Origin of the sequence: Burkholderia ubonensis, from assembly GCF_902833085.1 — a bacterium.
Lineage (GTDB): Bacteria > Pseudomonadota > Gammaproteobacteria > Burkholderiales > Burkholderiaceae > Burkholderia > Burkholderia ubonensis.
In genome coordinates this window covers 321,866-342,289 of the sequence record NZ_CADFEB010000001.1, presented here as the reverse complement: position 1 = coordinate 342,289, position 20,424 = coordinate 321,866, and the positions used below count along the sequence as shown (strand labels likewise).

21 protein-coding genes and 1 tRNA gene are annotated in these 20,424 nt (G+C 67.2%); 10 read left to right on the top strand and 12 right to left on the bottom strand.

Annotated features, from left to right (window positions below):
- Nucleotides 1-254 precede the first annotated feature (254 nt).
- Nucleotides 255-530 (top strand): DUF4148 domain-containing protein, encoded by a 276-nt coding sequence (locus HWX31_RS01495; RefSeq protein ID WP_174961269.1) that lies wholly within the window; start codon nt 255-257, stop codon nt 528-530.
- Between the two features lie 14 nt (nt 531-544).
- Complete coding sequence (locus HWX31_RS01490) at nt 545-811, top strand: hypothetical protein (protein ID WP_174961268.1); 267 nt, start codon at nt 545-547, stop codon at nt 809-811.
- Nucleotides 812-836: 25 nt separating this feature from the next.
- On the opposite strand, the gene HWX31_RS01485 is transcribed toward HWX31_RS01490, so the two are convergent.
- Nucleotides 837-2,132 carry an O-acetylhomoserine aminocarboxypropyltransferase/cysteine synthase family protein gene (locus tag HWX31_RS01485; RefSeq protein WP_174961267.1) on the bottom strand — a complete coding sequence of 432 codons (1,296 nt, stop codon included), beginning with the start codon at nt 2,130-2,132 and terminating at the stop codon, nt 837-839.
- 133 nt (nt 2,133-2,265) lie between these two features.
- On the opposite strand from HWX31_RS01485, the gene HWX31_RS01480 reads away from it, so the two are divergent.
- A complete protein-coding gene (locus tag HWX31_RS01480) occupies nt 2,266-2,934 on the top strand; it encodes an O-methyltransferase (protein ID WP_174961266.1) in 669 nt (222 codons plus the stop codon).
- 98 nt (nt 2,935-3,032) lie between these two features.
- Here the strand turns inward: HWX31_RS01480 and HWX31_RS01475 are convergent, their stop codons facing one another.
- The 3 genes from HWX31_RS01475 to HWX31_RS01465 form a co-directional block, all read right to left on the bottom strand.
- A complete protein-coding gene (locus HWX31_RS01475) occupies nt 3,033-4,256 on the bottom strand; it encodes an RtcB family protein (RefSeq protein ID WP_279613138.1) in 1,224 nt (407 codons plus the stop codon).
- Nucleotides 4,257-4,311: 55 nt separating this feature from the next.
- On the bottom strand, nt 4,312-5,454 hold the full coding sequence (locus HWX31_RS01470; RefSeq protein WP_059634201.1) for a slipin family protein: 1,143 nt from the start codon (nt 5,452-5,454) through the stop codon (nt 4,312-4,314).
- Nucleotides 5,455-5,717: 263 nt separating this feature from the next.
- Nucleotides 5,718-5,790 (bottom strand) — tRNA-OTHER (locus HWX31_RS01465).
- A 336-nt stretch (nt 5,791-6,126) separates the two neighbouring features.
- On the opposite strand from HWX31_RS01465, the gene rtcR reads away from it, so the two are divergent.
- On the top strand, nt 6,127-7,749 hold the full coding sequence (gene rtcR, locus HWX31_RS01460; RefSeq protein WP_174961265.1) for an RNA repair transcriptional activator RtcR: 1,623 nt from the start codon (nt 6,127-6,129) through the stop codon (nt 7,747-7,749).
- Between the two features lie 3 nt (nt 7,750-7,752).
- On the opposite strand, the gene HWX31_RS01455 is transcribed toward rtcR, so the two are convergent.
- Complete coding sequence (locus HWX31_RS01455; protein WP_174961264.1) at nt 7,753-8,280, bottom strand: TetR/AcrR family transcriptional regulator; 528 nt, start codon at nt 8,278-8,280, stop codon at nt 7,753-7,755.
- 96 nt (nt 8,281-8,376) lie between these two features.
- On the opposite strand from HWX31_RS01455, the gene HWX31_RS01450 reads away from it, so the two are divergent.
- Nucleotides 8,377-9,036: a DJ-1/PfpI family protein gene (locus HWX31_RS01450; protein ID WP_174961263.1), complete on the top strand. Its 660-nt coding sequence runs from the start codon at nt 8,377-8,379 to the stop codon at nt 9,034-9,036.
- Here HWX31_RS01450 and HWX31_RS01445 read toward each other — a convergent pair.
- Both HWX31_RS01445 and HWX31_RS01440 read right to left on the bottom strand, forming a co-directional pair.
- On the bottom strand, nt 8,997-10,397 hold the full coding sequence (locus HWX31_RS01445; RefSeq protein WP_174961262.1) for a hypothetical protein: 1,401 nt from the start codon (nt 10,395-10,397) through the stop codon (nt 8,997-8,999). The genes HWX31_RS01450 and HWX31_RS01445 overlap by 40 nt on opposite strands.
- Nucleotides 10,398-10,484: 87 nt before the next feature.
- Nucleotides 10,485-11,111 (bottom strand): LysE family translocator, encoded by a 627-nt coding sequence (locus tag HWX31_RS01440; protein WP_174961261.1) that lies wholly within the window; start codon nt 11,109-11,111, stop codon nt 10,485-10,487.
- A gap of 171 nt (nt 11,112-11,282) precedes the next feature.
- Here HWX31_RS01440 and HWX31_RS01435 point away from each other — a divergent pair, with 171 nt between their 5' ends.
- From HWX31_RS01435 to HWX31_RS01425, 3 genes are all read left to right on the top strand, one after another.
- Complete coding sequence (locus HWX31_RS01435; protein WP_174961260.1) at nt 11,283-12,083, top strand: AraC family transcriptional regulator; 801 nt, start codon at nt 11,283-11,285, stop codon at nt 12,081-12,083.
- Nucleotides 12,084-12,206: 123 nt separating this feature from the next.
- Nucleotides 12,207-12,626 (top strand): ATP--cob(I)alamin adenosyltransferase, encoded by a 420-nt coding sequence (locus HWX31_RS01430; protein ID WP_174961259.1) that lies wholly within the window; start codon nt 12,207-12,209, stop codon nt 12,624-12,626.
- 95 nt (nt 12,627-12,721) lie between these two features.
- On the top strand, nt 12,722-13,723 hold the full coding sequence (locus tag HWX31_RS01425; protein WP_174961258.1) for a LysR family transcriptional regulator: 1,002 nt from the start codon (nt 12,722-12,724) through the stop codon (nt 13,721-13,723).
- Nucleotides 13,724-13,842: 119 nt separating this feature from the next.
- On the opposite strand, the gene HWX31_RS01420 is transcribed toward HWX31_RS01425, so the two are convergent.
- The gene (locus HWX31_RS01420) at nt 13,843-14,763 is read right to left on the bottom strand and encodes a LysR substrate-binding domain-containing protein (protein WP_059634091.1); all 921 of its coding nucleotides are present in this window, start codon (nt 14,761-14,763) and stop codon (nt 13,843-13,845) included.
- Nucleotides 14,764-14,871: 108 nt separating this feature from the next.
- Between HWX31_RS01420 and HWX31_RS01415 the strand changes: the two genes are divergently transcribed.
- Together HWX31_RS01415 and HWX31_RS01410 are read left to right on the top strand one after the other, a co-directional pair.
- On the top strand, nt 14,872-15,954 hold the full coding sequence (locus tag HWX31_RS01415) for a tartrate dehydrogenase (RefSeq protein WP_059620125.1): 1,083 nt from the start codon (nt 14,872-14,874) through the stop codon (nt 15,952-15,954).
- 148 nt (nt 15,955-16,102) lie between these two features.
- Nucleotides 16,103-17,413 (top strand): MFS transporter, encoded by a 1,311-nt coding sequence (locus tag HWX31_RS01410; RefSeq protein ID WP_174961257.1) that lies wholly within the window; start codon nt 16,103-16,105, stop codon nt 17,411-17,413.
- Nucleotides 17,414-17,546: 133 nt separating this feature from the next.
- Here the strand turns inward: HWX31_RS01410 and rpsU are convergent, their stop codons facing one another.
- From rpsU to HWX31_RS01390, 4 genes are all read right to left on the bottom strand, one after another.
- Nucleotides 17,547-17,759, bottom strand: coding sequence for a 30S ribosomal protein S21 (rpsU, locus tag HWX31_RS01405; RefSeq protein ID WP_060068020.1), 213 nt, complete (start codon nt 17,757-17,759; stop codon nt 17,547-17,549).
- Nucleotides 17,756-17,992, bottom strand: coding sequence for a hypothetical protein (locus HWX31_RS01400; RefSeq protein ID WP_071751555.1), 237 nt, complete (start codon nt 17,990-17,992; stop codon nt 17,756-17,758). The genes rpsU and HWX31_RS01400 overlap by 4 nt, the downstream gene beginning before the upstream one ends.
- Nucleotides 17,993-18,041: 49 nt before the next feature.
- Entirely contained in the window at nt 18,042-18,317 is a 276-nt protein-coding gene (locus HWX31_RS01395) for a hypothetical protein (RefSeq protein WP_174961256.1), read from the bottom strand.
- 254 nt (nt 18,318-18,571) lie between these two features.
- Nucleotides 18,572-20,398 carry an alkaline phosphatase D family protein gene (locus tag HWX31_RS01390; RefSeq protein ID WP_174961255.1) on the bottom strand — a complete coding sequence of 609 codons (1,827 nt, stop codon included), beginning with the start codon at nt 20,396-20,398 and terminating at the stop codon, nt 18,572-18,574.
- Nucleotides 20,399-20,424 lie beyond the last annotated feature (26 nt).

Genomic DNA, 20,424 nt, shown 5'->3' with positions numbered 1-20,424 from the left:
TGCCTTGCGGCAGCGCCATGCGTCGCGTGGTTCAGGGACGGAGATCACCCGCACCACTGCCGATCCTAACCACGGGACGCTGCGCGAACCTGATTCGGAGATGACATTTTTTTCATGTGACCGTGGCTTCACCGGCTCGCCGGCATCGGGCGAGCGTCGCGTGACGGAAACGTCATGTGGCGATCACGCGTGCGCACCGCTTGCGAATCATAGTGAAAACTCCTTTCGTCGATTTCCTGCAAGGAGCGAACAACATGAAACGCCTGCGACTCTCGATCGTCATTGCCGCCGCGTCGTTTTCGATCGCGGCATTTTCAGAAGGCGCGGCCGCGCAATCGAAGACTCGGCAGGAGGTCCTCCGGGAGCTCCTGCAGGCTCGGCACGAAGGCGTGATCCCGAGCACGAAGCAAGACTACCCGCCGAGTCCCGCGCTCATCGAGCGCAATAAGGAGATTCACCGCGCGACCGTCCATGGCGGCGAACAGGCGCCGATGTTCGATGCGCACGACGAGCGCTTTGCGGTTCGCTGATTTCGGAGAACGCCATGCGCAGTTTCGCAAGATGGATTGTGGTCGCAGCATGCCTGTCGTCATCTGCCGCGATGGCCGACGGCTGGCCGGAACGTGTGCTGTCCCACGAGAAGCGATTGCAGTTGACCGCGCGTGACGAGGTCGTCGCGATGAACGTCCTGACCGATGACGGCAGCTGCAAGTCGCGCGAACATCCGGTCGATTTGCGGTCGGCCCCGAGCAGAGAGGCCCACGGCGTTCGCATCGTCGACATGTATCCGGCGGGCGCCACGACGTGGTAGCCCGCCGCTCGCATGCGCGATGCCGTCAAAGCTGCGCGAGCGCCTGATCGAGATCGGCGATCAGGTCGTCGATGTGCTCGATGCCGATCGACAGCCGCACCGTTTCTTCCTTCACGCCGGCCTTTGCGAGTTCGGCCGGCGAGAGCTGCCGATGCGTGGTCGAGGCCGGATGCGTCGCGAGCGACTTCGAGTCGCCGATGTTGACGAGCCGGGTGAACAGCTTCAGCGCGTCCTGGAACTTCGCGCCGCCCGCGCGGCCGCCTTTCACGCCGAACGTCAGGAGCCCCGGCCCGCGCCCGGACAGATAGCGCGCGACGAGCGGATGGTCGGGGTGGTCGGGCAGCCCCGCGTAGCTCACCCATTCGACGTTCTCGTGGCGCGCGAGGTGCTGCGCGATCTTCAGCGTGTTGTCGCTGATGCGCTCGATGCGCAGCGCGAGCGTCTCGATGCCCTGCAGGATCTGGAACGCGTTGAACGGCGAGATCGCCGCACCCATGTTGCGCAGCGGCACGACGCGTGCGCGGCCGATATACGCGGCCTGTCCGAACGCTTCCGTATAGACGACGCCGTGATAGCTGACGTCGGGCTCGTTCAGGCGCTTGAAGCGGTCCGCATGCTCCGCCCACGGGAACTTGCCCGAATCGACGATCGCGCCGCCGAGGCTCGTGCCGTGCCCGCCGAGGTACTTCGTCAGCGAATGCACGACGATGTCCGCGCCGTGCTCGAACGGCCGCAGCAGGTACGGCGACGGCACCGTGTTGTCGACGATCAGCGGGATTCCATGACGGTGCGCGATCTCCGCGAGCGCGGCGATGTCGGTGATGTTGCCGAGCGGGTTGCCGACCGATTCCGCGAAGATCGCCTTCGTGCGTGCGTCGATCAGCGCGTCGAACGACGCGGGGTCGCGCGGATCGGCGAAGCGCGTGGTGATGCCGTATTGCGGCAGCGTGTGCGCGAACAGGTTGTAGGTGCCGCCGTACAGCGTGCTGGCGGACACGATGTTGTCGCCGGCTTCGGCGATCGTCTGGATCGAATAGGTGACGGCCGCTTGCCCCGACGCGAGCGCCAGCGCGCCGACGCCGCCCTCGAGCGCCGCGATGCGCTGCTCGAGCACGTCGGTCGTCGGGTTCATGATCCGCGTGTAGATGTTGCCCTGAACCTTCAGGTCGAACAGGTCCGCGCCGTGCTGCGTGTCGTCGAATGCGTACGCGACGGTCTGGTAGATCGGCACCGCGACCGCACGCGTGGTCGGGTCCGGACGATAGCCGCCGTGGACGGCGATGGTTTCGAGACGCCAGCTGGAAGAGGCCCTGTCGGTCATGGTGTGCTCCGTCTGTTGTTGTGATGGTCCGGCGATTATAGAAGCGGCGGTCTGCAAGGTTTAGAACGATTGGTTCGTTGCTTATTGACGCGTGCGGCATAGAATGCCTTTTTCCAGTGACGAAGGGGCCGCAATGGATCAGGATCAGTGGACGCAGGTGGATGCGTATTTCTCCGCGACGCTCGTGCCGTCGGACGATGCGCTCGATGCCGCGCTGGCGGCGAGCGACGCGGCCGGGTTGCCGGCGATCAACGTCGCGCCGAACCAGGGCAAGCTGCTGCAGCTGCTCGCGACGATCCGCGGCGCGCGGCGCATTCTCGAAGTCGGCACGCTCGGCGGCTACAGCACGATCTGGCTCGCGCGCGCGTTGCCGCCGGGCGGCAGGCTCGTGACGCTCGAGCTGAATCCCGAGCATGCGAAGGTCGCGACGCGGAACATCGCGCGCGCCGGGTTCGCGGACGTCGTGTCGGTCGTCGTCGGCAGCGCGAAGGACAGCCTCGCGCAACTCGTCGATGCGGGCACGGAGCCGTTCGACTTCATCTTCATCGACGCGGACAAGGAGAGCAACGCGGTCTATCTGGACGCGGCGCTGAAGCTGTCGCGGCCGGGCACGGTGATCGTCGTCGACAACGTCGTGCGGCGCGGCAGGGTGGCGGACCCGGATAACCATGATCCGGACGTCGTCGGCGTGCGCGACGGGTTCCGCTTCATTGCCGCGGAACCGCGTGTCACGACGACGGCCGTGCAGACCGTCGGGCTGAAGGGGTGGGACGGGTTCGCGATTTCGATCGTGGGGGAGTGAGGCGGGGCGGCGCTGATGCCGGCCGCCGCCAGAAAAAACGGCGCGACGCCGGTTCGCGTCACGCCGTCCATCCGTCAACCGCGTTCGATCACATCGCACTACCCCTTCACACACACCACCTGACGCAGCGTGTGCACCACTTCGACGAGGCTGCGCTGAGCGGCCATCACCGCGTCGATGTCCTTGTAGGCCATCGGGATCTCGTCGACGACGCCCGCGTCCTTCCGGCATTCGACGCCTTGCGTCGCCTTCACCTGGTCCTCGACCGTGAAGCGGCGCTTCGCCTCGGTCCGGCTCATCGAGCGGCCCGCGCCGTGGCTGCACGAACAGAAGCTCTCCGGATTGCCGAGCCCGCGCACGATGAAGCTCTTCGCGCCCATCGAGCCCGGAATGATCCCGAGCTGCCCCTTCTGCGCGGACACCGCGCCCTTGCGGGTCACGAGCACGTCCTCGCCGAAGTGGCGTTCCTTCTGCACGTAGTTGTGGTGGCAGTTCACCGCGTGCTCGTCGACGCCGAACGGCTTGCCGATCACGCCGCGCGCCGCGTCGATCACCGCATCCATCATCGCCTGCCGGTTGTGCCGCGCGTAGTCCTGCGCCCAGCCGACCGCCTCGACGTAGTCGTCGAAATGCCGGCTGCCCTCGTTGAAGTACGCGAGGTTGCGATCCGGCAGGTTCGCGATGTGCTGCCGCATGTCGGCCTGCGCGAGCTCGATGAACAGGCTGCCGATCGCGTTGCCGACGCCGCGCGAGCCGCTGTGCAGCATGAACCACACGCTGTCGTTCTCGTCGACGCACACCTCGATGAAGTGATTGCCGGTGCCGAGCGTGCCGAGGTGCACGTAGTTGTTGGTCTTCTCCAGCTTCGGATACTTGTCGACGATCCGCTGGAACCCGGGCAGCAGTTCCTTCCACATCTCGTCGACTCGTTGCGGCGCGCGATTGCCCCACGCACCCGGATCGCGCCGGCCCGGCGCGCGGCCGTGCGGCACTGCGCGTTCGATCGCGCTGCGCAGGCCCGCGAGCGAGTCCGGCAGGTCCGCCGCGGTCAGCGTCGTGCGCGCGGCCATCATCCCGCAGCCGATGTCGACGCCGACCGCGGCCGGGATGATCGCGCCCTTGGTCGGAATCACGCTGCCGATCGTCGAGCCCTTGCCGAGGTGCACGTCCGGCATCACTGCGACGTGCTTGAAGATGAACGGCATCTGCGCGGTATTGCGCAGTTGTTCGCGCGCGTCGTCCTCGACGGCGACGCCGGTCGTCCACATCTTCACCGGCTTGCCGTGCGCCAGTTCCATCACTTGATAATCCAGTTCACTCATTGCTTCACCTACTCGGTTATGTATCGCGCGGCGCCCGTGCGCCGCGCTGCCGCGTTCATTGCGCGGCCTTGATGCTGACGAGTCCGTTCAGCACCTGGTCGAGACCGCCGAACACCGAGATGCGGTCGATCCGTTCCGCGACCCGCTCGAGCGTTTCCAGCTCCTTGAGTCGCAGCGCGGTCGGATTCTCTTCCATCACCTTCGCGGTGTTCAGCAGCGAACGGGTCGCCGCGGTTTCCTCGCGGCGGCGGATCACGTTCGCCTGCGCGGCCTTCTCGGCCTCGACCACCTGCGCGAGGATCGTCTTCATGTCGCCCGGCAGCACGATATCCTTCACGCCGACGCTGCGCACGTCGACCCCCGAATCGGCGAGCCGCGGGCGCACCTGCGCGATCACGACCTCGTCGATCGCCTGCTTGTCCTCGAGCAGTTCGTCCAGCGTGCGCGTGCCGACGGCGGCGCGCAGCGCGAACTGTAGTTCGCGGTACAGGTGCTCGACCGGCTTCTGCAACTGCCCATAAGCGCGCAGCACATCCGCGTAGCACCAGGTCGCCGACAGGTTCAAGCGCAGCGCGACCTTGTCGCGCGTCAGGATTTCCTGCCCGCCGACCTCCAGCGCCTGCAGCCGCAGGTCGACGAGTTCGACCGCCACGTCGCGATTGAAGCGCCAGAACGCGGACAGGCCGGCGTCCAGCAAGCGCTCGATCTTGCCGTCGATCTTCAGCACGCCGACATGGTAGGCAGGCACTTGCGCCAGCAGCACGCCCGCGAGCCCCGCGACGCCGCGTGCACGCAGCGCCGGCTGCGTCAGGCGCTTCGCCAGTCCGGCCGGCAGCGTGCCGCCCTGCGCGAGATCGACCCGCTCGAGGCGGTGCTCGATCAGGCCGCGCCAGTACAGCCGGCGCGTGCCCGGCGGCACGATCTCGACGAGCACGTCGTTCTCGTAGCGCAGGCCCGCCTCGTCGTCGGCGAGATCCATCGCGACGAAGTAGCGCGCCAGCACGTCCTGCGCGTCGTGGCGCAGGTAATCGGCGAGCGCTTCGTCCGCGAGCGGCGCGTCGAGGCGCGCGGTCTGCACCGTCAGACGATTGAACGGATCGAAGGCCTTGAACACGCCCGGTTCGAGCACCTTCACGAAATCGCCCTCGCTCATCAGCAGCGCGCGTTCGTTCTTTTTCACCACATGACGCTTCCACATATTCATTCTTGTCCTTTTCTTCTTGGTCCGCCGGCAAACGCGCATCGCACGGATCGGGGTGCGGCGCGAACGGGCGGGCGGGCTTCAGGCGCCGCACTGGCGCGCGCGGCGACGCGTGCTGCATGGCGTCGTCGTGCGCGTTTGCGCGGGCCGTCGGGCCGCCCGGCCGTTCGCGTGGTACCGCGACCGGTCCGACGCGCGGCGGGCCTTGCGGCCCGCGCCGGCGGGTACTGCTTCATTGACGATGACTGTCCTCGCGGACAGCGTTCGAGCGGGATTCGAACCCGCTACACATCGGTTTTCACCGATTGCTCTAACCAAATGAGCTTCCGAACAGGTGGGCGCCCCGGGAATCGAACCCGGGCTCACGCATCCAGCGCGCCCATTTGCCTTCGTCTGTCCATGGCGGCATGCGCGGCCGCGACGAACGAGGTTCGGCGGCGGCGCACCAGCAGGGCTCGTGAACCCTGGCTCGCGGGCCAGCGGGACATCCGGCCCGAAATACTTAGCGAGGAGCGTGCCAGCGCGCGCGCCAGCGGCCGAAAAAATTTGCAATACGTTGAATGGAAAGGGGAAATTTTTGTTTGACGTGGAAGCGACCGCGTTCTCCGTCGACAGCGATACCCAGAAATTCTGATACGATCCGATCGTGTCTTATAAATTTGGATAAACATGCGCAAGACCGTGGCGATCGGCTTTCTCGGTATCGTGCTCGACCAGGGCGGCCGCGCGCACCGCCGCTGGCGCAAGTGGCGGCCGACAGTTTCGCTGTGCGAGCAGCCGGACCTGCCGATCGACCGGCTCGAGCTGCTGCATCCGCCGAGCTACGAGCGCCTCGCGAAGCGCGTGCAGGAGGATCTCGCGCAGGTGTCGCCGCACACCGACGTGCGGCTCACGCCGATGGCGATCCACGATCCGTGGGATTTCGAGGAGGTCTACGCGGCGCTGCACGACTTCGCGCGCGCGTATCCGTTCGATCTCGACCGCGAGGATTACCTGGTCCACATCACGACGGGTACGCACGTCGCGCAGATTTGCTGGTTCCTGCTCGCGGAGGCGCGCTACCTGCCCGCGCGCCTCGTGCAGACCGGGCCGCCGCAGCAGACCGACGAGGGGCCGAGCGGACCCGGCACGGTGTCGGTGATCGATCTCGACCTGTCGCGCTACAACCGGATCGCGCAGCGCTTCACGCGCGAGCGTGACGAGACGGTGTCGTTCCTGAAGGCGGGCATCGCGACGCGCAACGCGCGCTTCAACGCGCTGATCGAGCAGCTCGAACGCGTCGCGGTGCGCTCGCGCGCGCCGATGCTGCTCGTCGGGCCGACCGGCGCGGGCAAGTCGTTCCTCGCGAAGCGTGTGTATGAACTGAAGCGCGGCCGGCATCGGCTCGCGGGGCCGTTCATCGAGATCAACTGCGCGACGCTGCGCGGCGACGCCGCGATGTCCACGCTGTTCGGGCACGTGAAGGGTGCGTTCACCGGCGCGCAGAATGCGCGCGCGGGCCTGTTGCGCGCGGCGGACGGCGGCTTGCTGTTCCTCGACGAGATCGGCGAGCTCGGCCTCGACGAGCAGGCGATGCTGCTGAAGGCGATCGAGGAGAAGCGCTTCCTGCCGGTCGGCGCGGATACCGAGGCGACCAGCGATTTCGAGCTGATCGCGGGCACGCACCGCGACCTGCGGCAGATGGTGGCGGCGGGCACGTTCCGCGAGGACCTGTACGCGCGGATCAACCTGTGGACCTACGAATTGCCCGGTCTCGCCGAACGTCGCGAGGACATCGAGCCGAACCTCGATTTCGAGCTCGACCGCTTCGGCCGCGAGCAGGGGGAGCAGGTGCGCTTCAACGTCGAGGCGAAGCGGCGCTATCTCGCGTTTGCCGCGTCGCCGCGCGCCGCGTGGGCGGGCAATTTCCGCGAGCTGTCGGCGTCGGTCACGCGGATGGCGACGCTCGCGGATGCGGGGCGCATCACCGAGACGATCGCCGAGCAGGAGGTCGAACGGCTTGCGCGCACGTGGTCGGCGGCGGATGACGCAGGCGATCTCGTCGGCACGGTGCTCGGCGAGCGCGCCGCGGAGCTCGACCTGTTCGACCGCGTGCAGCTCGAGCGGGTGCTCGATGTGTGTCGTATCGCGGCGAGCTTGTCGGAGGCGGGGCGCACGCTGTTCGCGGTGTCGCGGCAAAGCAAGAAGCAGCCGAATGACGCGGACCGGCTGCGCAAGTATCTCGCGCGGTTCGGGCTCGATTGGGATGGGGTGCGGCGCTCGCTCGACGGGACGCGTTCCGTCGACCGGTAGACGTTAGCGACGCAACATCGCAAGCGCCTGTTGCGCGAGCCGGGCGAAGTCTGCCGCCTGGTTGCGCGCACCGGCATGCTGGCCGCCGATCAGGCACAGGTGCGCGACGCGGCCGACGAGGTCCGCATCGGCCGGGCCGTCGATCCGCGTGCGGCACACCGAGATGGCGAACGACAGCCGCGTGCTGTCGACCCGGGCCTGGTATGCGGCCACGAGCGGATCGCGGCGCGCCCACGCGCGAATCGCGATGTCGCGTTCGGGCCGCCGTTCCCCGGCGATCGTCAGGTAACGTCCGAGCACGTCTTCCAGGCTGCGGCCCTCGGCCGCATACGCGAGCCTGCGGCCGGTGCAGTCCGCTTCCCATTCGTCGAGCAGTGCGCGCACGAACGCTTCGCGATTGCGGAAGTGGTGGTAGAACGACCCGCGCGTGACGTTCAGGCGCCGCGCCAGCCGTTCGGCGGAAACGCCCGCATGTCCGTCGCGGTCGAGCGCGTCGAACCCGGCGGCAATCCAGTGGTCACGCGTCAGCATGTGCTTTGCCTCGAAAACGTACAGGCTGTGTATGGTAGCGCCTGTCTCGATAAAGTGCGGCTTCCTTGATGTTTCCCGTTATCCCTGGAGCCGCCCATGAAGCACATCGCGCTGGTCGCATTCGACCAATTCACCGACATCGACCTGTTCCTGATGTGGGACATCCTCGGCCGCAATCGCGACGATTGGCAGGTGCGGATCGTCAGTAACCATGACGTGCTTCGCTCGGCGCACGGCCTGCCGGTCAACCCGCACGGCACGCTGGCCGACGCGAACGATGCCGATGTCGTGCTGTTCGCAAGCGGCAGGGAGGGCGTGCCGGCAGCGATCGCGGACAGCGCGTTCATCGGCGCATTCCGGCTCGACCCGGATCGTCAACTGATCGGTTCGATCTGTGCGGGCGCCTTCATCCTCGCAAAGTTGGGACTCCTGCCGGAACGGCGCGCGTCGACGCACCCCGACGCAAGCGCGGCGTTGCGCGCGAGCGGAGTGGAGCCGGACGAACGGCCGTTCATGAGCACTGGCAATGTCGCGACGGCGGGCGGCTGTCTGGCCGCGCTGTATCTGGTGGGATGGGCGGTGGAGCGCCTGTTCGGCGCGGACAAGCGCCGGGAAACGCTGTGGCCGGTGTTGCCGGCCGGGCAGCAGGATGTCTACGAACGGTTGATCGAATCGAGCCTGAGGCAAGGGATCGATCGAGGTGCGGCCGGTGCGCGTCAATGCGCATCATCCGGCTTCAATGCGCCGCGCAGTTGAAGATACGCGCGCGCGTCCGCCTGCAGCGCATCGTACGGCTTCGCCATCGCACCCTGCAACTCGCCGAGCGCTTTGCGGCTGGCGGCCAGCACGTCATGACTGATCGCCTCCGCTTCCGGGTTGCCCGTCACTTCGGTGTCGCAGAGCACGTCGTCGCAGGGCCGGGTCGTCGTCTGCGTCCACACGGTCCGGCCGTCGCGGAAGTATTGCTCCCACTGCATGCGGAACAGGACCGAGCGGTCTGCCGTGTCGATGTAGTAATCGATGTCGGCACCGTAGCCGACGAGCGCATCGTCGAAGAAGGTCCACGTCTCGGTCCGGATCGGCAGCGTCTGCTTCACCGGATATGCATTGTCGAAGCGCGTGCGCAGTTCGAGTCGCCGGTACGGGCCGAATTCGATCAGGGACGCGTCGATGCCGGCCTCGTTGCGCCGATACCAGCGCGCCATGGCCGGCGTCGGCCGGATCGAGCCGTACAGGCGCGTGACGCCGTGCGTGCCGTCCAGATCCAGCTTGACCTGCGCGGCGGCGATCCGGCCCGGCGGCAGCCGGCCGGGCGCGGCGCCGATCCTGACGCCGGCCGTCGTGTGGAAGTCGCTGCCGATATCGGACAGCGGGCAGCGCACGTTCCTGACGGACAGCGACATGCGCGGCGAGCTGGTCGTGAGCGCCGTCGCGATCGGGATGGCGATCTCGGGCACGTTGACCGGCAGCAGCGCGTCGAGGCAGTCCTGCGCGTAGCGCGGCGCCACGCCGAGATCATGGTCCTCGAAGCCGACGCCGTATTCGAGGCTGGGCGCGATCGGATCGAGCGGCTTGTAGTCGGGCGTGTCGGTCTTCGTGACGAGCGCGCGGTAGCCGGGCTGGCGCGTCAGCGCGTCGAGCGACAGGTCGACCAGGAACCACGCGATCGAATAGCCGCCGTCGAGCCGGTGCGGCAAGTCGAAGCTGATGGTGCGTGCCGCGTCCCCGGCGCGTGGCGTGACTTTCGCGGGAAGGCGCAGGATCTCGTCATCGACGTGCTGGTTCCACTGCGGCTCCGGCAGGCAGCCGAGGCCGGGGCTGCATGAGAACAGGCTGTATCGGGTGGTGGTGCGCACGTAATGCGCGACGATTTCGACATGGTCCGGCAGCCGGTTGCGCAGGTCGGCATTTTCTGCCGGCGTGAGGAACGGCATGTACAGATCGGTGAGCGCGATCGTGATGTGCGAAGTGCCGGGCGGCGCCTGCACGTCGCGCGGCTTCGGGTCGCGGGGCGACAGCACGCGCCACAGGAGGAGCGCCAGCGCGGCCACGACGGCGATCGTCACGACGAGGCGGCGGGAGAGCCGTTCGCGGCGCGCATCGGGGGATGAGGACATGTCGTCGATTGTTGTTGTCGTGCGTCCCGCTTCGTACGCGGGATCATTTGAATTCGGCGGCGGCCGAATCGTCCGCCGCGTCCGCCGTCACCGCTGCTGCGCGGCGACCTTCAGCCCGAGCGAAATGAAGATCACGCCGACGATCTTGCCCTGCCGGCGCGTGAGCCACGACAGCCGCTTCACGAGACGGCCGAGCGGGCGGACCGACAGCGCGATCAGCGTCGTATAGAGCGAACTGAGCGCGACGAAGATCAGCCCGAGCACCGCGAACTGCACGAACGTCGAGCCGCGCTCCGGATGCACGAATTGCGGCATGAATGCGAGGAAGAACAGCGCGGTCTTCGGGTTCAGCACTTCGGCCGGGATCGCCTGCAGATACGCGTTGAGCGGCGTGACGGCGGGCATTTTCGGCAGCGACGGATCGGATGGCTTCTCGAGCAACGCGCGCACGCCGAGGTAGATCAGGTAGGCCGCGCCGACCAGCTTGACGACGTTGAACGCGAGCGCCGACGTCATCAGCAGCGCGGACAGCCCGACGGCCGCGAACAGCGTGTGGACGAAATCGCCGCTCGCGACGCCGAGGCCGGTCAGGATGCCGGTCTTGCGGCCGCCCTGCGCGGTGCGGCTCAGCACGAGCAGCACGGCGGGGCCGGGGATCAGGAACAGGCCCAGCACGACGGCGATGAAGGTGGTCAGCGTGGTCAGGTCGAACATGGGGGCTCCGGCAGAATGGCGCAGCGGCGGGGGATCGGTGCATTGTATTCGGTTCGGCGCGCGGGTGCTGACGCGCTCGTGAGCCGCCCCGCTGCGCGGGCGCCTTTCTGGTATAAGCACGAAGGGACGTGCGGGCACGGCGTCCGGCCTTCTTTCCACGCCTACCGTTTCATGCGCGAACTTCCACCAGCCACCGATCCCGCAGCGGACGCCGACGTCTATCAGGTGCCGCGTCCGCTCGTCGTATTCGGCGGGGCGGTCGTCGAGCCCGAGTGGCGGCTGGAGCGGCACAGCCATCGCCATGCGCAATTGCTCTACACGCTGAGCGGCGTGATCTACTGCGAGATCGACGGCGGCGTATGGAGTGCGCCGCCGCAATGCACGGTGTGGATTCCGAGCGAGGTCGCGCATGCGGCGCGCGGCTCGGCCGGCGCGACGTTCTACGCGGTGCTGGTCGAACCCGATGCCGCGCTCGATCTGCCGGCGCACTGCTGCACGCTCGGCGTGTCGCCGCTGCTGCGCGAGCTGCTGCTGAAGGCGGCGAGCTTCCCGAACCTGTACGACGTCGACGGCCCGCAGGGGCGGCTGATGGCGACGCTGCTCGACGAACTCGTCGCGGCGCCGGTCGAGGACCTGTACCTGCCGATGCCGGCCGACCGCCGGCTGCGCAAGCTGATCGACCATCTGCTCGACGATCCGGCCGACAAGTCGCCGTTGCCCGAACTCGCGCGGCGCGCGGGCGTCAGCGAGCGCAGCCTGACGCGGCTCGCGACGAAGGAGCTCGGGATGAGCCTCGGCGACTGGCGCCGGCGGCTGCACGTCGCGCTGTCGCTGCGGATGCTGACGACCGGCCGCCGCGTGCACCAGATCGCGATCGATCTCGGCTACGAAAGCGCGAGCAGCTTCGTGACGATGTTCCGCAAGGCGACCGGCAAGTCGCCGACGCAATTCCTGACCGACCGGCAACGCTGAACGGCACGGGGCGTGCCGGCGTACGCACGTTTGGCCGGAATGAAAAAGCGGTTGGCCGGGACGAGAAATGACGCAGCGGGCCTCGATCCATAAAATGAGAATCGTTCTCATCTGGAGGCCGACATGCAGATCGTCACGACCGAATTCCCGTTTGTCTGGTTGCGTTACAGCGGTTCGACGCACACCGATCCCGCCCGCCTGCTTGCCGAACTCGACGCGTTGCTCGCGCGTCGCGAACGCTTCGTTCTGCTGACCGACGACGCGCCGTCCGGCGACGATCGCGGTGCCGGCGATCATGAACTGCGCAAGCAACTCGCGAAGTGGAGCAAGGCCAACCGCGCGCAGTCGCGCGAATGGATTCCCGCGATGATCGCGATCGAGCCCGACGCGCCGCGGCGTGTGGCGCTCGACGCATTCTCGGGCACGTTCGAGAAGGTCTGGGGTTATCCGCTGAACGCGGCGGCGAGCCGCGACGAGGCGCTTGCGCTCGCACGGCGGCTGCTCGACGCACCGGCGCGCGGCGTCGTGATCGCGCACGGCTGAACCGGCTGCCGCGCCGGCGGCGCGGCTTTCATCGACACGCTTGCACGGTGCGCGAACGCGCGCCGCGGCATGCGGCAATTTCGCAGGGGTGTCCGATGGACAATCCGATCCGTGCGATGCGCATCTTCACGCGCATCGTCGAAATGAACAGCTTTACGCGCGCGGCGGAGGCCCTCGGCATTTCGCGCGCGACCGCGACGCGGACCGTGCAGGTGCTCGAAGCGGCGCTCGGCATGCCGCTGCTGGTGCGCACGACGCGCGCGCTGCGCCCGACCGCCGAAGGCGACGCGTATTACCGGCGCTGCCTGCGCATCACGGCGGAAGTCGACGAGCTCGAATCCAGCATTCGCGGCGCCGCGCTGCATCCGAGCGGGCCGCTGCGCGTCGAGTTGCCGGGATCGGTCGCGGGCGCGATCGTGTTGCCCGCGCTCGGCGAATTTCATGCGCGTCATCCGGATCTCGTGCTGATGCTCGGCGTGTCCGGGCGCGCGGCCGACCGCGCGGACGACGCGATCGACTGCGGCATCCGGCTCGGCGAGCTGCCCGATTCGTCGCGCGTTGCGCGCCGGCTCGGCACGCTCGAACGCGTGACGTGCGCGAGCCCCGCGTATCTCGCGCGTCACGGGATGCCGCGCACGCTCGACGATCTCGCCGCGCATCGCGTAGTAGGCGGGTGGTCCGTTCCCGGTCAGCGCACGGCCGAGCTCGATTTCGTGGCCGACGGCGCGGTGCGCAAGGTGCGGCTCGAAGAGAGCGTCAGCGTGGACGACGAGCAGGCTTACGTCGCGTGCGGCTTGCACGGCCTCGGGCTGATCCAGCCGCCGCGCGTCGCCGTGCAGCCGCTGATCGACGCGGGACGGTTGCGGGAAGTGCTGCCGCGCTGGCGGCCCGATGCGGTCGCCGTGTCGGCCGTCTATGTGAAGCGCCCGCACGTGTCGCCCGGCGTGCGCGCTTTCGTCGACTGGGTGGCGGAGCGGTTTTCGGACGCGGCGCGGGACCGGGAGGGGCTGGTCGTCGTGGGGGGCGGGGTGCGGCGGGTGATGCCTGCGGTCGTCGAGGCGAACGATCGGGAGGCCTGTCAGGCGGCGGTGGCCTGATCGGGCCGGCGAGCGAAATGCCGGGCGACCGATTGCTCGCGGGTTGTGCCCGACCGACCCGCGTTGCCGGCACCGGGCGCATGTAGCGACGGCGGCTCGCGTGTTTGGTACGGTTTTCCCTACACCGTCTTCAACCGCCCCAACTCCCCCGCCAGAAAATCGACGAACGCACGAATCCGCGCGGACATCTGATGGCGCTGCGCATAGACCGCATAGATGTCCGCGCCCGGCGTCTCGTAGTCGGGCAGCACGACGACGAGGCGGCCGTCGGCGAGATAGTCGTTGATGTCCCATTCCGCGCGCATCAGGACCCCGTGCCCGTCGAGCGCCCATTTGACGGCGATCTCCCCGTCGTTCGTGGTCAGGTTGCCGTTGATGCGCACCGCTTCGGTCTTGCGCGCGGCGCCCCGGCCGCTCGTCAGCCGCCACACGCCGTAGCTTTCGTCGCCTTGCCGGATGCCGATGCAGTTGTGTCGCGTCAGGTCGTGCGGCGTGGCCGGCGTTCCGTGCTTCGCGAGGTACGCGGGCGCCGCGCACAGCAGCCGCCGGTTCGGCGCGAGCCGCCGCGCGACGACCCGCGTATCGGGCGGCTCGCCGAAGCGGATGCAGACGTCGAACGCGTCGTCGGTGAGCGGCGGCGGCATCACCGACAGCTGCAGCTGCACCGCGACTTCCGGGTAGCGCGCGACGAAGCGCGAGATCGCCGGCCCGACGTGGCTGCGCCCGAAGCCGAGCGTCGCGTTCACGCGCAGCAGCCCCTTCGGCGTCTTCTTCGCATTGCCGAGCAGTTCGCCGAGCTCGTCCATCTGGTCGAGGATCCGGCGCGCGTATTCCAGGTAGACCTCGCCCTCGGGCGTCAGCATCATCCGCCGCGTCGTGCGGTTCACGAGCGTCACGCCCGCACGCTGCTCCATCAGCGTGAGCCGCTTGCTGACCGCCGCCGCGGTGAGGCCGAGCTCGCGCGCGGCGGCGCTCAGGCTGCCCGACGCGGCAAGCGTGGAAAAGAAGCCGAGATCGGCCGGCTGGACCGCATCCGCCATCGCTTCACTTGTGAATTCAGGTTAAAGATGCTTTGAGTCTAGCACCGGTTACCGCGCTTCAGGTTGAGTACAGTGCGTTCACGATCACGATCATTCGAGGATGGAGACATGAAGACGTACCGTATCGCGACGATTCCCGGCGACGGCATCGGCAAGGAGGTGGTGCCGGCCGGCAAGCAGGTGCTGGAGGCGCTCGCGCGGAGCAGCCGGCGCTTTGCGTTCGAGTTCGAGAACTTCGACTGGGGCGCCGACTACTACCGCCGGCACGGCGTGATGATGCCCGACGACGGGCTGAATGCGCTGCGCGGCAAGGACGCGATCCTGTTCGGCTCGGCCGGCGACCCGGACGTGCCCGACCACGTGACGCTGTGGGGCCTGCGCCTGAAGATCTGCCAGGGCTTCGACCAGTACGCGAACGTGCGCCCGACGCGCATCCTGCCGGGCATCGACGCGCCGCTGAAGCGCTGCGGGCCCGACGACCTGAACTGGGTGATCGTGCGCGAGAACTCGGAAGGCGAGTATTCGGGCATCGGCGGCCGCGTGCACCAGGGCCATCCGCTCGAGGCCGCGACCGACGTGTCGATCCTCACGCGCGCGGGCGTCGAGCGCATCATGCGCTTCGCGTTCCGGCTCGCGCAGTCGCGGCCGCGCAAGCGGCTGACGGTCATCACGAAGAGCAACGCGCAGCGTCACGCGATGGTGATGTGGGACGAGATCGCGAAGCAGGTTGCGCAGTCATTCCCCGACGTGACGTGGGACAAGGAGCTCGTCGACGCGGCTACCGCGCGCATGGTTAACCGGCCGGCGACGCTCGACACGATCGTCGCGACCAACCTGCACGCGGACATCCTCAGCGATCTCGCCGCCGCGCTCGCCGGCAGCCTCGGCATCGCGCCGACCGGCAACATCGATCCGGAGCGCAGGTTTCCGTCGATGTTCGAGCCGATCCACGGCTCCGCGTTCGACATCATGGGCAAGGGCCTCGCGAATCCGATCGGCACGTTCTGGTCGGTCGTGATGCTGCTCGAACATCTCGGCGAAACGGACGCGGCCGCGCGCGTGATGCACGCGATCGAGGCCGTGACCGCGGACCCGTCGCTGCACACGCGCGATCTCGGCGGCAGCGCGACCACCGCGCAGGTGACTGCGGCGGTCTGCGAGCGCGTCGGGAAAGTCGAGGTCGCGGCGTAAGCGGCGGCGTTTCGCCCACTCCGCGCATGAACCTTCCGCCCGCGACTCGCGCATGCGACGCGAGCCGGGCAGCGGCGCCTGCACCATCGGCGGGCGTCGAATGGCTTCACCCTATAGAGCACGGCTCGACCCTCGAAGGAGGAGACACATGCAAGCCAACCTGGAATCCCGCGTCGCGCGGAAACTGACGTGGCGGATCATTCCGTTCGTGATGCTGCTGTATTTCGTCAGCTTCCTCGACCGGGTCAACGTCGGCTTCGCCGCGATGACGATGAACAAGGCGATCGGCCTGTCGCCGACCGCGTTCGGGCTCGGCGGCGGACTGTTCTTCATCGGCTACTTCCTGTTCGAGGTGCCGTCCAACCTGATTCTCCATCGCGTCGGCGCGCGGATCTGGATCGCGCGCGTGATGATCACGTGGGGCATCGTGTCGGCCGTGTCCGCGTTCGCGTCCGGCCCGGCCAGCTTCTACGTGCTGCGCTTCCTGCTCGGCGTCGCCGAGGCGGGGTTCTTTCCCGGCATCATCCTGTACCTGAGCCTGTGGTTTCCCGCGAAGCAGCGCGCGGCCGCCGCCGCGTGGTTCATGGCCGCCGCGCCGATCTCGACGGCGATCGGCTCGCCGCTGTCGGGCGCGATCATGCAATTGCCGCCGATGTTCGGGCTTGCCGACTGGCAACTGCTGTACGTGATCGAAGCGTTGCCGGCCGTGCTGCTCGGTTTCGTCGTGCTGACCTTCCTGACCGATTCGCCGTCACAGGCCGCGTGGCTGCAGCCCGACGAGCGCGACTGGCTGATCGCGAAGCTGAAGTCGGAAGCGGACGCGCGTCACACGCATGCGGGCCACACGGCCGGCGCGTGGCAGGCGCTGCGCGATCCGCGCGTGCTGGCGCTCGCGCTGATCTACTTCGGCACGTCGGCCGGGTTGTATACGCTCGGGCTGTGGGCGCCGCTGATGGTCAGGCAGTTCGGCTTCAGCGCGCTGCAGACGGGCCTGCTCACCGGCATTCCGAGCATCGCGGCGGTCGTCGCGATGATCCTCTGGGCGCGTCATTCGGATCGCACCGAGGAGCGCACCTGGCACGTCGTGATTCCGTGCGTGCTCGCGTGCGTCGGCTTCATCTTCGCGGGGCAGGCGGGCACCGCGCTGCTGACCGTGCTCGCACTCGTCGTCGTCAACGTCGGCATCAGCGCCGCGAAGGCGCCGCTGTGGGCGATGCCGAGCATGTTCCTGTCGGGCGCCGGCGCGGCCGCGGGGATCGCGATGATCAATTCGATCGGCAACCTCGGCGGGTTCGTCGGGCCGTTCGCGATCGGCTGGCTGAAGAACGTGACGGGCGGGTATGCGGCCGGGTTGTACGTGGTCGCGGGGACGCTCGCGGTGTCGGCGGTCGTCACGCTGCTGTTGAGCCGGAAGGGGGCGCAGCGGGAGGTCGTGTCAGGGGTGCGGCACAATCATTGAAGGGTGTGCGGTAACCCTGCATGGAAGATCGGCAGAAGGGCGGCGACCTCTTGTCGCTCGTCGAAAGCGAACTCGCATTTCGCCAGCGGATGGAACGTGGTCCCGGCAATTTGCCTATCTTCCATCGCTGCCCCTAATACAATTTTCGCGGCGGCAGCATGCGCTTCGTCAGTTTGCGTTGCCTGGCCACGGCACTGGCTTTCTTTCTTTTGCGCTCGGTCGTCGGTTTTTCGTAGCTGGTGCGACTGCGCAACTCCCGGATCAGGCCGGTTTTTTCGATTTCTCTGCGAAATCGTCGTAGCGTGACCTCGAGCGGCTCGTTAAGCCTCGGCAGAATTCTTGTCATGCGGGATTCGATTGAAAGTTGGGTAGATGGGACGGGTAACGAAGCGTCTCCATGACCTCTTCGGCCCTGGCGTTGGCTTCGAACTCGGAGCAACCTGTATCGAGAAGCAACGCTCGTACAGCAGAGAAGATCTGAAATTCAGGTTGTTGATGCGTGATCGTGTGCGAGATGGAGGCGGCGACATGCCTGACTTCGTGGCGTTGGATCAACGCAAGAATTTCGTCGACTGTCATATCCTGGTTACCTCATTCATGGCCACGGCGCAGCCGGGATCGCTACGCGTCAGCCAAGGGTCCACCGTTCACCATCGTTCGTGTCGATCATATTTTCAGCATATCGAATCGATGCCCGGCGCGCTGCCCCCGAGCTGGAAAACGGGGCGGCGCCTGCGACTCTGAATGTCATGCTGCGCGTCAGCGTGGAATCCGTGCCTCGAAGGCAGATTTTCACCGCGGCGTCGAAGCCGTCGTCGTAATCGTGTCCGGCTTGCAGGGTAGTCGGGGAATGGGGATAGATCAACGGGTAAATCTCGAACCCGCGATACAGGTGCATGCTCATGACGAACTCCTCGCGATCCTCGAGATCGCCGGACGAAAACGACCTTTCCGGCGCACGCCAGGCGCGGGGCAGATCAAGAAGCTGGAGGGGGAAGGAGTAGGAGGGCGTTATGCGTGGCTAGCGAGTGCCACGCGACGAGCAGTCAGGTGGTGGGTGGAGGGAAGCAGCCACACTGATGCGAACCATCATACGCGTATGCGGATGGAAGTCCACAGCTAATTTTCAAGCATTCGAGCGGCCGCCGTACTGCATGTTCAAGGGTATGTAAGTTGCCCCTGGACATGCTCGACGCGTACCTCGACCGAGTCCCTTGGCACGGTCAACCTGACGCGATCGAGCAACGCATCCGCGGGTGCGGTGCCATCCGGGTTCAGCGGCCGCACCTTGTTGAACACCACGGAGAAGCGCTCAGGCGTGACGGTGGCCGATGCGTAGCCCTGCGCGTCGTGGTCGGCGTGAAGCAGGTCGGGGTTGTTCGCCATCAGGAAGGCGTCGAGTTTGGCCGGAGTGGCCGCCAGCAACGCGAACGGCGTACCGCGCCATGCGGCTTTGATATAGGAATAGAAGGACGTGCTGCTGATGCCGGCGCACACGAAATCGACGATCACGGGCGTACCCGTGGCGGGATCCGGGTCGTCCCGCACGACGCCGCACTGAAACGCATGCAGGTCTCCGCTGATCGCGACGACGTTATGGATTCCCTGCTCCTTCAGGTACGAGAGCAGTTCGTGCTTGTGCGCGGGATAGCCGTCCCATGAATCGCAATCGATCACGAGGCGTGCTGCCGCATCCTTCGGCGCGCCCGGCATCACGGCCCACAGGCGGTTCAGCATCACTTCGTTGCCCCACACCTTCCAGGTCGCAGGGGAGCCCTTCATCGCGGCCTTCCACCATTGCGTCTGCACCGGGCCGAGCATCGACGGCGCGCGGCCAAGCTGCGCGGTATCGCGCGCCTCGAAGCGCTGCAGCACATCCTGCTTGACGAAGTAGCGCGAGCCGGCCGCGTCGTCGCCATGCACCGGATCGTGCCCGCGCGCACGCGCGATGGCCGCCTCGCTGACGACATGGTCGTCGCGGTACAGCCGCTCGTCCGTCATCACGAGATGCATCAGCATGCCGAAGCGAAATTCGCGGTAGATGCGAATGTTCGTGTACGACGGGTTGTCCGGCTCGAAACGCACGTCGCTCCAGTCGACCGGCATGTATTCCGCCCATGCGCGGCTGGCGCTGCGGCGGCGCTGCGTTTCCTGCCGTTCCTCGTTGGTGTAGACCTGATGATCCTGCCAGCAGTCGTCGGAGAATTCGTGGTCGTCCCATATCGCGATCATCGGCAGGCGCTGGTGCAGCGTTTGCAGGCGCGGGTCGGTGCGATAGGTGCGATACAGCGTCCGATAGTCGTCGAGCGTATCGGCGTATGCGCTGCCGTCCGCGAGCAGCTTGCCGCCACGCAGCCGCAGCGGAGGATGTGCAGCCTCGACAGCGCCCGGCTTCGCGGCCTCGACCGTTTCATAGATGTAGTCGCCCACGTGCACGACGAAATCGAGATCGCTTTCGGCGGCCAGCAGGCTCATCGCTTGCCAGTGATTGACGCTCCAGTCCTGACAGGTGAGCCATGCGAAGCGAATCCGGTCGTTGGCCTCGTTTGCATCCGGAGCCGTGCGCGCGACGCCCGTCACGCTCATGTCGTCGCCGGCGACGAACCGGTAGTGGTACGTGGTCTTCGGCGAGAGTGCCGTTACCTTTGCGCGCACGGTGAAGTCATAGGCGGCCAGCGCCCTTAGTGGTACACGGGCGACGAGCACGGAGAAATCCGGCTGCGTCGAGACTTCGAGCCGCAGCGGTATCGCGCGTGCAACACCTTTCGTGCGGCGGCGCGGTGCGTCTCTCGGAAGCGATACACACCGCGTCCAGAACACGATGGAGCGATCGCGCGGATCGCCGCTGGCGACGCCCTGCGGGAACTGATAGCGGCCCTTGCGTTCGGCGCCGGCAGACGGGGCCGCACGCGGCGCATCGAGCACGCCGACTGCGGCCGCAACCGTGAAAAACACCGACGACTCGAGGAAATGGCGACGATCCATCGATCCTCCGCACGGCAGTCCTGGCT